Raw genomic sequence first — 10,764 nt, 5'->3', positions numbered from 1 at the left:
GAAATATCGGCAACGGAATGTGATAGAACGCTGCTTTAGCTGGCTTAAAGAATGTCGCCGGATCGCCACACGCTATGAAAAGCTGGCAAGTAGCTTTAAGGCGATGGTATTCGTGGCGTGCATCGACCGTTGCTTGCGAGCCAACTTTTCGTACAAAACCTAGTCTGAGCGCGTTTATTAAGGCCTACTGGGATTTATAGTTGCCAATAGGCCGTTGTTAAGCGTACTAGTCCCGCGGGGCATTGCGCTGAGCAGGCGATTGTTTAAACGCTGGTGATAGCGTTTTGGGGTCTTGTTCGGCTTTGTGCGCTTTGGCTGCGTCTGCCCACCAGGTTAATTGCCCCAATGTACGGCCAAAATAACTTTCCCAGCGTTCCTGTTCCTGAGCAAATTGCCCATCGTCATTCAGCGCTTCTTGCGCTTTAGGGATATGGATCATTGCAGATACGGGTAAACAACCCAATTCCGATAGAAAGGTGCGCATACCCACTGCAGCGCGTGCGCCTCCCCATTGCCCCATGGAGTAAGTGACGATGGCGCTGGGCTTAAACGCAAACAGGGACGCGCCAAAATGATTTAGTAAATGGCTCAGCGCCGGGCTCATGGAGTGATTATATTCTGGGCTGATCATCACGTAGCCATCGGCTTGTTCAATTTTGCCGGCAAGGGCTTCGAGGTCATCGGGAACCTCTTTTTTTGCATAGGCAAAATGCGGCTTGAATGCTGCGGGTAGCGATAGTGTCAGCGGATCAATAATTTCTGCCGTGGTATCAGGCAGTGAAGAGAGCAAACGCTCACAGGCTTTTGCTACCCGTTCGCCTAAGCGAGCAGGGGCAGGCGGCGTAGAAGTGCGTGTTGAGCCAAGAAAAATAAGATAATGCGCCATAGGTAACGCTCCTTGTTATGTGTTTTCGGGAAAATGCTGGCGGGTTTTGTTAGCAATGCGCACCAGCGCGAGCATCAGCGGTACTTCGACGAGGACACCAACGACTGTAGCGAGCGCGGCACCTGACTGTAGGCCAAACAGCGCAATGGCTGCTGCGACCGCCAATTCAAAAAAGTTGCTGGCACCGATCATGGCGCCGGGGGCCGCGATGTTATGCGGCACGCGCCACGCTTTGGCCCAGCCATAGGCGATAAAGAAGATTAAAAACGTTTGAATAATCAGCGGAATGGCGATCAATACGATATGCAGCGGATTGTTCAGAATCACTTCGCCCTGGAAGGCGAAGAGTAGCACCAGCGTGATAATCAACCCAATCGGCGTAATGGGGCCGACACGTTTCATAAACACGTTGTCGTACCATTCAGTGCCATACTTCGCGATCAGTGTTTTACGGGTGAAATAGCCCGCCGCAAGCGGAATCACGATGTACAGCACCACGGATAAAATAACCGTGTCCCAAGGTACCTGGATGTTCGAAATGCCGAGTAAAAAAACCACCAGCGGTGCAAAGGCAAACAGCATAATCAAGTCATTCAACGCCACTTGAACAAGGGTGTAGGCCGCGTCACCTCGGGTTAGGTAGCTCCATACAAATACCATCGCTGTACAAGGCGCTGCCCCCAGAAGTATGGCGCCCGCTAGATATTGGCTGGCCAGCTCTTCAGGAATGAAGGGCTTGAATATCACCATGAAAAATAGCCATGCAAGCGCAAACATCGTAAACGGCTTGATCAGCCAGTTGACCGTGGTGGTAATGGTCAGGCCTTTTGGCTGGCGGCGTACCCCTGCGATAGCACTGAAGTCAATCTGCGCCATCATGGGGAAAATCATCGCCCAGATTAATACCGCAATGGGTATAGAGACCTGGGCATACTCAAACCGTGATAGCACCTCTGGTACGGCAGGGGCGAACTGCCCAAGTGCAATTCCAGCGACAATGGCAATCGCTACCCATATGGAAAGGTAGCGTTCAAATAGCCCCATATCGGCGCTAGAGGGGGAGGCGTTGTTCTGGGTTGTCATAAAATCACTCCCTGATTAAATGGCGCGTTGGTTGACGCGCTTGGAGACGTCTTCGGCGCTCTCTTTACGTTCAGAGTAGCGGTCGGTTAGCAGATCACTGCGCTCACGAACCAGCAGGGTGAATTTCACCAGTTCTTCCATGACATCCACAATGCGGTCATAAAACGGCGAAGGTTTCATTCGGCCGTTGTCGTCGAACTCCATAAAAGCTTTGGGCACTGACGACTGGTTGGGAATCGTCACCATGCGCATCCAGCGGCCTAAAATACGCAGCTGATTTACCGTGTTGAATGACTGGGAGCCGCCGCACACTTGCATCACGGCAAGGGTTTTACCCTGAGTAGGGCGAACGCCGCCTAGTGCCAGAGGAATCCAGTCAATTTGTGCTTTCATAATGCCGGTCATCGCGCCGTGGCGTTCAGGTGAGCACCACACCATGCCATCGGCCCACTGCGCCAGTGTACGCAGCTCATCCACTTTAGGGTGGCTTGCATCTTCCGCATCGGGCAAGGGTAAACCGCGTGGGTCAAAAATCGTTGTGTCAGCTCCCATTGCATTGAGTAGTCTAGCGGCTTCTGCAACGGCTAATCGGCTGAAAGAGCGTTCACGCAGAGAGCCGTAAAGCAGCAAAATCTTTGGTGCTGGCTGGTCGCTAGGCGGAAGCATCAGCGTTTCATGGTTAGGCACAGTGAAGATGTTGGGGGCTACGTTAGGTAAATCATTTAGCAAAGTCATAGAAGCTCCTAGTTAGGCCAATGTATTCATTAGTCTCTATGATATATGATTTACCATATATTGATAGTCGACCAAAAAGACTCGATTAACAAGCCGCCGTGTCGACTGCGCCTTATGTGGCTAGGAACACTAAAGGACTAGGCGGCTCGCAATTGCTGGGGGGTAGCAGTGTTATGCTTAAGTAGGCTGGGAAGGTACCAGAATCACGGGGCAAGCAGCGCCTTCTAGCAGTGCCTTAGCGGTGCTGCCTAGCAGACGTTCACGTAACCGGCTATGACCCTGTTGACCCACGATAATGAGATCAGCATGCCAAGCGTTGGCCTCGTTAATGATGGCCTGTTTAAACTCGCCAGCAACAATGACGGTATCAAGTTTGGGGATGCGAGCTGCCAGAGCGGTTAGGTGTAGCTGCGCCTCTTCAAATCCGTACCCATCGGTTTCGAGTAGACTTTCAGCGATAATGGCAACGCGATGCTGAAAGTGGAGTGCCAAACTATGAAAAAGGCGTTCGGCTTTACTCGCTGCGGCAGACATATCCGTGGCGAGCACGACCGTCGTATAGCTGCTGCCATGCTTTACGTTAGTGACTGGCTCTAGCCATAGCGGTACGCGAGTGAGGTGGGCGAGGTTAAGTGCAGTGCTGCCAAGTAACATTTCTTGCCAGCGTCCTTGTCCTTGGCAGCCAATGAGAATTAAGTCCACGTCATGGTGTTCGGCGTAGTCCGCCAGCAGCTCGCTGGGCTTACCAGCGTCTACATGATACGTGATGTCCAGGCCTAAATCGTTGAGCGGCTGGGCGTGAACAAGTAGCTGTGCGTAAAGTTGTTCAATATTTTGCTCCGTAGAGGGCGTTGCACTTTTGGGGCTAATAATATGAACAAGACTAACGCGCTTAACACCTTTGGAGCGCAGGCGAATTAAGCGTTGTTCTAAAAGCGGCCAAGCGGGTGAAAAGTCCATGGCAATCATGACATGAGGGAACATATAGCCTCCTAATACCGCTTACCCGTAGTGAACAAGTAGTGAACGAAACGTCGATATCTGGCATTAACTTAATGATAGCGTGGCGCGCTGAGTAGCGCACCACGCATACGGGCTTAGTCGATCAGCTCAACAGCAACCGCTGTGGCTTCGCCACCGCCAATGCAAAGGCTGGCAATGCCGCGTTTGCCGCCCTTCGTGTGTAGGGCGTGGATAAGCGTTGCAATCACGCGTGAACCTGTTGAGCCAATCGGATGCCCCTGGGCGCAAGCGCCTCCAAACACATTTACTTTATCGTGAGGCAAACCAAGGTCATCCATGGCCATCAGCGTAACGACCGCGAATGCTTCGTTAATCTCAAAGAGATCAACGTCGTTAACGCCCCAGCCAAGCTTTTTCATCAGCTTTTCAATCGCCCCTACTGGCGCAATGGTAAATTCGCTTGGGTGGCGGGAGTGGGTGGTATGGCCGAGCATTTTAGCCAGCGGCTTCACGCCATGGCGCTTAGCGGCTTCGTGGCTGGCCAAAATAAGGGCTGATGCGCCGTCGGAAATTGAGCTGGCGTTGGCGGCAGTAATGGTGCCGTCTTTGGCAAACGCTGGGCGCAGCTGGCGGATTTTATCCAGCTTGGCTTGGAAGGGCTGTTCGTCATGCTCGACCAGCGTTTCACCTTGGCGGGTGGTTACTGTGACCGGTGCCATTTCGGCATTTAAGTGGCCACTGTTGGTGGCGTCCATTGCACGTTCAAGAGAGGCAATCGCGAAATCATCTAACCGTTCGCGGGTGTAGCCGCGCTCAGTTGCCACATCCTGGGCGAAAACGCCCATCAATTTGCCGGTTTCGGCATCTTCTAGGCCATCCAGGAACATGTGATCTTTTAGTTCGCCATGCCCTAAACGGTAACCGCCACGCGCTTTAGTAAGTACGTGGGGGGCGTTGGACATGGACTCCATGCCGCCTGCTAGAAGCACTTCTCCGGTGCCCGCTTTGATCAAATCGTGGGCTAGCATGGTGGCTTTCATGCCAGAACCACATAGTTTATTGATAGTGGTTGCGCCATTAGCGTCGGGAATGCCGGCCTGTCGCATGGCTTGGCGGGCTGGCCCTTGTTTTACACCGGCGGGCAGTACACACCCCATGATGCCCTCTTCGATAGCGGATGCTTCGATGCCTGCTCGTTCTATGGCGGCTCGTATCGCCACTGCCGCAAGCTCTGGGGCCGTCATACTTGATAGGCTACCCATCATGCCGCCCATGGGTGTGCGGGTAGCAGATAAAAATACAACCTCGGTGGCATTGCTCATTTGTTCATCTCCTAACAGCATTATTATGGTTGTCTTGCATTTGAATAATTAACTAAGTGCTAAGCGGTGCGTTGACCCATTAGCGGGGCTGTGGTCTTCTCCCCACTAACCAAGCAAGCGCTAGTGTGAGTGACATGAATGTAATGAATGCATCTCCCCGCCGCAAGGAATTGACACGTTTAGCGGCTCAGCTATTCGTCCAAGAGGGCTTTGATCGCACTACGGTGCGTATGCTGGCACAAGAAATGGGTATCAAGTCTGGCAGCCTGTTTCATCATTTTAAGGATAAGCAAGAAATCCTCGCCGCGGTGATAGAAGAGGGAACGCAAAATGCGTTAATCATCGCTAAAGCGGCCCTTAAGCAGTGCGAGGATGACCCCGAGGCGCGCTTACATGCCATGGCAAGGGCCCATTTGGAAACGCTTTTTGCTGACCGTAATGCACACGTTGTGGCGTTATTTGAGTGGCGGCGCTTAGACGCTGATTCACGGGCACATTTGAGCCATCTGCGTGATGCCTATGAGGAGCTATGGGTTGAAGTGATTGACGAAGCGCTAGCAGTGGGGCTTATCCATGGCGACCGCTTCTTTGTTTCTCGGTTTATTTTAGGAGCGCTGAACTGGACGGTGCGCTGGTACGACCCTGCCGGCCCGCGTACACCCGATGATTTAGCGGATGAATTGGTCGCGATGATTACGGCGCGTTAAGCGGTAAAACGCATAAACGGCGATTAATACACTTCCAGTCGACCAACGTCTAACCTGTTTACGACGCTGATTGCTTGCGCTCCTGCGCAAATGCTTTTAGCGTTAGTTTAATTGCAAGGTTTCCGTTAACGTAAACGGACAATAATAACGCGTAAAACTGGAACCCTGGCCTGTCTGTTTGCGAACAACTGCTCACGACTAACAACATAAGAGAGCCACCATGACAGCACCATCAGCCTCATTACCAACATACTCGACATTCCTGGAAAGCTTTTCGGTCGATGACATGATTGCCAGGCTAGATGACCAGCAAGATGGTCATTTTAATGCCTTTGAAGCCTGCTGTGGGCGGCACGTGCGCGCCGGGCGAGGAGACGTCTTAGCCCTTGTTCACGAGGACACTCACGGGCGCACGCACACGCTAAGCTATGCAGAGCTAGATGAGCAGAGTAGTAAGCTTGCTGGGTGGTTTCTCTCTCAGGGGTTGGGTGAGGGCGATCGTATCGCGTGTATGCTACCGCGCTCTGGGGCTCTGCTTGTGGCAGTGCTAGCTACATGGAGAATCGGTGCGGTCTATCAGCCGCTGTTTACCGCATTTGGCCCTGATGCGGTGGATTACCGCTTGGGCCGTGCCGATACCAAGCTGGTGATTACTGATCACGTTAACCGCTATAAGTTTGATGGGCTAAGCCAGCGTCCACCTGTGCTAGCCGTGGGCGGGGCCACCAATGAGCACGCTAATGACCATGATTGGCAGACTGCGTTGACGCATACGTCAATGAGCGATAAGCCGCCTCGACTTGCTCCTGAAAAACCTTTTCTGCAGATGTTTACCTCGGGCACGGTGGGCAAGCCAAAGGGCGTGGCGGTGCCGCTTTCGGGTATGACGGCCTTTGCTCTGTATATGGAGCTTGCCGTTGACCTTCGCGAAGACGACCGTTTTTGGAATATGGCAGACCCCGGCTGGGCATACGGGCTTTACTACGCCATTGCCGGACCGTTACTGCTAGGTGTTACTACGCATTTCTGCGAGGCGGGCTTCAGTGCGGAGGGAGCCTTGGCGTTTATGAAGCGCCACCATATTACCAACTTTGCGGCTGCACCTACCGCTTACCGCCTAATGAAAGCATCAGGACTGTTTGATAATGCTCATGAGACGCTGGAGCTTCGCGCGGCTAGCTCTGCCGGTGAGCCTCTTAATACCGAAGTCGTCACCTGGGTTGAAAAGTCCTTAGGTTGCCCGGTGATGGATCATTATGGTCAAACCGAAACCGGTATGACCTGTAATAACCACCACTCCCTTGATCATCCCAAGCATGTAGGGGCGATGGGCGTGCCAATGCCGGGCTACCGGCTGGCCATTTTAGACGCTGAATATAACGAGCTCCCCGCGGGTGAGCCGGGGGTGCTAGCGGTCGATATCGCAAACTCACCGGCGCACTTCTTTCAGGGTTACACCTGGCAAGAAAAAGATCCCTTTGTGAACGGTTACTACCTGACGGGGGATGTCGTTATCCGTAATGAAGACGGCTCGTTTCAGTTCGCGGGGCGCGATGACGACATCATTACCACCGCTGGATATCGGGTTGGCCCCACGGATGTGGAAAACAGCGTGATGACCCACCCTGCAGTGGCTGAGTCAGCGGCGGTTGGGCAGCCTGATGAAATCCGCGGTGAGGTGATTAAGTCTTTTATCGTGCTGCGTGAGGGGTATGAGGCGAGTGACTCCCTAGCCGAGGAGATTCGACAGCAAGTGCGTGATCGGTTATCGACCCACGCCTTTCCCCGGGTGATCGAGTTTGTCGATGAGCTACCTAAAACACCCAGCGGCAAAATTCAGCGCTTTAAACTTCGTGCTCAGGCTGCTGAGCAAACGCAGGCCGATAAATAATTAGAAGGAAATGCGTAATGCAGGTAAAGGATCGTACGTTTTTAATTACCGGGGCGGCGTCCGGCCTTGGGTCAGCCACTGCGGAGCGTCTGGTGGCCGCTGGGGCAAGCGTCGTGCTGTGTGATTTAAGTGATAGTGTTAATGCCCATGCTGAGCGACTAGGCAAAGGGGCCAAGGCTTGTTTGGCTGACATTACGTCTGCTGACCAGATGCAGAAGGCGGTAGACGAAGCAGTGGCGCTAGGCGGCGAAAGCGGGCTTTCGGGTGTTATTCACTGCGCTGGCGTCGTAAGCGTGGCCAAGCTGGTTGACCGAGAAGGAAACCCTGCAAATCTAGAAGACTATGCGAAAACCATCAATATTAATTTGGTGGGTACGTTTAACGTAATGCGATTGGCTGCGGCCGCTATGGCTCAAAACACGCCCAATGAGAGCGGTGAGCGCGGTGTTATTATTAATACAGCTTCCGTAGCCGCGTTTGATGGCCAGGTGGGTCAGTGTGCGTATAGTGCTTCTAAAGCGGGCGTAGTAGGGATGAGCCTACCTGCGGCAAGAGAGCTTTCGCGCCACGCTATACGGGTGATGGCAATTGCGCCGGGTGTTTTTGAAACACCGATGATGAGTGAAATCCCTGAAGAAGCAGCAAAATCGTTGGCAGCGGCGGTGCCTTTCCCCAAACGGTTAGGTAAACCTGACGAATTTGCTCAGCTTGCCGAGCAGATCATCACCAACCCGATGCTGAATGGGGAGGTTATTCGGTTAGACGGTGGTATACGCATGCAATAGTTTTTATCGGTTCTTAAGCCGTTTTAAAGCCTGCCAGCGCTCTGTTGGCAGGCTTTTCTTTTTTATTATCAACCGGTTAAATATGGTGCTACCAAAGTTGTAGGGGGTTTAGGGGTTAAATTCAAACGACCGCTTGACTATGTGGGGCGCGCGCGCTAACTTTCAAACATGTGTTTGAAAGCGGTTTTTGAGGCTTGTTGTTATTAAGGTTTCAAGTTGCTTTCAACCCCCTTGTTTAGGAGAAGTGATATGCCCAGCTATCAGGCACCCCTGCGTGATATACGTTTCGTTGCAGACGAAATGTTTGATTACCCCGCCCATTATGCAGCACTGAAAAACGGTGATGATGCCTCTCCGGATGTAGTGAATGCTATTTTGGAAGAGGGTGCGCGCTTTGCCCGTGAGGTGCTATTACCGCTTAACCAAAGTGGTGATGAAGAGGGGTGCTTGTTAGAGGGTGGCGAAGTTAAAGCGCCCAACGGTTTTAAAGAGGCTTATCAGCAGTACGTAGAAGGCGGCTGGCCTAGCTTAGCGGCTGATCCAGAGCAGGGTGGCCAAGGCTTGCCCCACTCGTTGGCTATGATGCTCTCTGAAATGATTTGTGCCACTAATTTGGCATGGGGTATGTATCCAGGGCTTTCTCACGGTGCCGCTGATGCTCTTAGGCACCACGGTACGGATGAGCAAAAAGCAACGTACCTAACCAAGCTTGTGGAAGGTGTCTGGACAGGCACTATGTGCCTTACCGAGCCGCACTGCGGTACCGACCTTGGGCTAATCAAAACGCGTGCTGTCCCCGCTGATAACGATGCCTACACAATTACCGGCACTAAAATTTTTATATCAGCTGGTGATCACAACCTAGCTGAAAACATTGTCCACCTTGTGCTGGCTAAGCTTCCTGACGCACCCGAAGGTTCAAAAGGCATTTCTCTGTTTGTGGTACCGAAGTTCCTTCCCGATGCTCAGAATAATCCTGGTGAGCGCAACGGTGTCAGCTGCGGCTCCCTTGAGCACAAAATGGGTATTCACGGTAACGCTACCTGTGTCATGAACTTTGATAGCGCCATCGGCTACTTAGTGGGGCCGCCTAATAAAGGCCTGGCGTGCATGTTCACCATGATGAACGCTGCTCGTCTTGGGGTGGGGATCCAGGGGCTAGGTCTGATGGAGGCCAGTTTCCAGAACTCACTAAGCTACGCTCGCGATCGCCTGCAAATGCGTGCGTTGTCTGGTGCTAAGGCGCCAGAAAAAGCAGCAGACCCGATTATCGTGCATCCCGATGTGCGTCGCATGCTCCTTACCCAGAAAGCCTTTTCTGAGGGCGGACGTATGCTGGTGCTCTACACCGCGCAAATGCTCGATACCGTTGAGCATGGGCAGCCGGGTGAAGAGCGTGATCGTGCCGAGACGTTGCTGGGTCTATTAACTCCTATTGTTAAAGCCTTCCTCACTGAAGTTGGTTTTGAGTGCACTAATGAGGGCGTCCAGGTATTTGGTGGTCACGGCTTCATTAAAGAGTGGGGCATGGAGCAGCTAGTGCGCGATGCCCGCATTACACGCCTCTATGAAGGTACCACGGGTATTCAGGCATTGGATCTGCTGGGTCGTAAAGTGCTGATGAGTCAGGGTGAGACGCTTAAAGTGTTCACCAAAGAGATTCATAAGTTCTGCAAGACCGAGGCGGACAATCCGGCCCTTAAAGAGTTTGTCGAGCCGTTAGCCAAGCTAAATGCCGAGTGGGGCGAGCTGACGATGGGCGTGGGCATGAAGGCGATGCAGGATCGTGAGGAAGTAGGCGCAGCAAGCGTTGATTACCTGATGTACTCAGGCTATGTCACATTGGCCTACCTGTTTGCCCTTGCCGCTAAAACAGCCTCCTCTTCTTTAGAGGGTGAAGACAAAGCGTTTTACGCGGCAAAGATGAGTACCGCACGCTTCTACTACCAGCGTCTGTTGCCGCGCACTAAAGCCCATGCGCAGATGATTCAATCAGGTGCGGGCAGTTTAATGGCTATCTCCAGTAATGACTTTGGCCTGGGCTTTGAAATTTAGCGGTTTCCTTGGGCCAATTTAACGTTTATCAGCCGGTGTTTTGTGGGCTGCTTTGAGTAGGCAAACATTTACATCGGTAACTGAGCACTCTCTGGTCAGGCGTTCTGATCGGTGGTTTGCGGTAGGCATTGTTTTTGAGCGTCGTTCTTAAGCGTCGTTCTTGAATATTGTCTGCCGCTTTTTTATTTCAGCTTATTTTCTAAAAGCCCTTGCCAAGACGGCGGCGAATCCGTAAAGTACGCATCCGCTGCCGGGGACGCCAAGCGTTACCAGCGGTGAATGAAGGTGAAAACCTTCGGTTTGTCAGTAGGTTAGAGCGGTTGTATGGCTCGCCTCG

Annotated in this window: 10 protein-coding genes; 5 read left to right on the top strand and 5 right to left on the bottom strand. The window is 52.6% G+C overall.

Features of this window, described 5'->3' with window-relative positions:
- Positions 1-163 (top strand): IS5 family transposase (locus tag MOY_RS17075; protein ID WP_009101924.1); only part of this gene is annotated, 163 nt, incomplete at its 5' end.
- 63 nt (positions 164-226) lie between these two features.
- Here MOY_RS17075 and MOY_RS16070 read toward each other — a convergent pair.
- The 5 genes from MOY_RS16070 to MOY_RS16050 all read right to left on the bottom strand — a co-directional run bounded on the left by MOY_RS16070 (position 227) and on the right by MOY_RS16050 (position 4,989).
- Positions 227-886, bottom strand: a complete 660-nt coding sequence (locus MOY_RS16070; RefSeq protein ID WP_009101922.1) for an NADPH-dependent FMN reductase — start codon at positions 884-886, stop codon at positions 227-229.
- Positions 887-901: 15 nt separating this feature from the next.
- Positions 902-1,969 carry an ACR3 family arsenite efflux transporter gene (arsB, locus tag MOY_RS16065; RefSeq protein WP_035540978.1) on the bottom strand — a complete coding sequence of 356 codons (1,068 nt, stop codon included), beginning with the start codon at positions 1,967-1,969 and terminating at the stop codon, positions 902-904.
- A gap of 15 nt (positions 1,970-1,984) precedes the next feature.
- The gene (gene arsH / locus MOY_RS16060; RefSeq protein ID WP_009101917.1) at positions 1,985-2,704 is read right to left on the bottom strand and encodes an arsenical resistance protein ArsH; all 720 of its coding nucleotides are present in this window, start codon (positions 2,702-2,704) and stop codon (positions 1,985-1,987) included.
- Between the two features lie 177 nt (positions 2,705-2,881).
- Entirely contained in the window at positions 2,882-3,688 is an 807-nt protein-coding gene (locus tag MOY_RS16055; protein WP_035540975.1) for a universal stress protein, read from the bottom strand.
- A 113-nt stretch (positions 3,689-3,801) separates the two neighbouring features.
- Entirely contained in the window at positions 3,802-4,989 is a 1,188-nt protein-coding gene (locus MOY_RS16050) for an acetyl-CoA C-acyltransferase (RefSeq protein ID WP_009101913.1), read from the bottom strand.
- Positions 4,990-5,132: 143 nt separating this feature from the next.
- Between MOY_RS16050 and MOY_RS16045 the strand changes: the two genes are divergently transcribed.
- From MOY_RS16045 to MOY_RS16030, 4 genes are all read left to right on the top strand, one after another.
- A complete protein-coding gene (locus MOY_RS16045) occupies positions 5,133-5,696 on the top strand; it encodes a TetR/AcrR family transcriptional regulator (protein ID WP_035540972.1) in 564 nt (187 codons plus the stop codon).
- Positions 5,697-5,916: 220 nt separating this feature from the next.
- On the top strand, positions 5,917-7,587 hold the full coding sequence (locus tag MOY_RS16040; RefSeq protein WP_009101908.1) for an AMP-binding protein: 1,671 nt from the start codon (positions 5,917-5,919) through the stop codon (positions 7,585-7,587).
- A gap of 17 nt (positions 7,588-7,604) precedes the next feature.
- Positions 7,605-8,372: an SDR family NAD(P)-dependent oxidoreductase gene (locus tag MOY_RS16035; protein ID WP_009101905.1), complete on the top strand. Its 768-nt coding sequence runs from the start codon at positions 7,605-7,607 to the stop codon at positions 8,370-8,372.
- A 249-nt stretch (positions 8,373-8,621) separates the two neighbouring features.
- Positions 8,622-10,427, top strand: coding sequence for an acyl-CoA dehydrogenase C-terminal domain-containing protein (locus tag MOY_RS16030; protein ID WP_009101903.1), 1,806 nt, complete (start codon positions 8,622-8,624; stop codon positions 10,425-10,427).
- Positions 10,428-10,764 lie beyond the last annotated feature (337 nt).

This window comes from Halomonas sp. GFAJ-1 (genome assembly GCF_000236625.2).
In the GTDB taxonomy this organism is placed as follows: Bacteria; Pseudomonadota; Gammaproteobacteria; order Pseudomonadales; family Halomonadaceae; genus Vreelandella.
This window is presented reverse-complemented; position numbering and strand designations above follow the sequence as displayed.

Bases quoted from the DNA above. Each gene is read 5' to 3' on its own strand.
- MOY_RS16045 (WP_035540972.1), top strand. From the start codon at position 5,133: ATGAATGCATCTCCCCGCCGCAAGGAATTGACACGTTTAGCGGCTCAG.
- MOY_RS16055 (WP_035540975.1), bottom strand. From the start codon at position 3,688: ATGTTCCCTCATGTCATGATTGCCATGGACTTTTCACCCGCTTGGCCG.
- arsH (WP_009101917.1), bottom strand. From the start codon at position 2,704: ATGACTTTGCTAAATGATTTACCTAACGTAGCCCCCAACATCTTCACT.
- MOY_RS16050 (WP_009101913.1), bottom strand. From the start codon at position 4,989: ATGAGCAATGCCACCGAGGTTGTATTTTTATCTGCTACCCGCACACCC.
- MOY_RS16040 (WP_009101908.1), top strand. From the start codon at position 5,917: ATGACAGCACCATCAGCCTCATTACCAACATACTCGACATTCCTGGAA.
- MOY_RS16030 (WP_009101903.1), top strand. From the start codon at position 8,622: ATGCCCAGCTATCAGGCACCCCTGCGTGATATACGTTTCGTTGCAGAC.
- MOY_RS16070 (WP_009101922.1), bottom strand. From the start codon at position 886: ATGGCGCATTATCTTATTTTTCTTGGCTCAACACGCACTTCTACGCCG.
- MOY_RS16035 (WP_009101905.1), top strand. From the start codon at position 7,605: ATGCAGGTAAAGGATCGTACGTTTTTAATTACCGGGGCGGCGTCCGGC.
- arsB (WP_035540978.1), bottom strand. From the start codon at position 1,969: ATGACAACCCAGAACAACGCCTCCCCCTCTAGCGCCGATATGGGGCTA.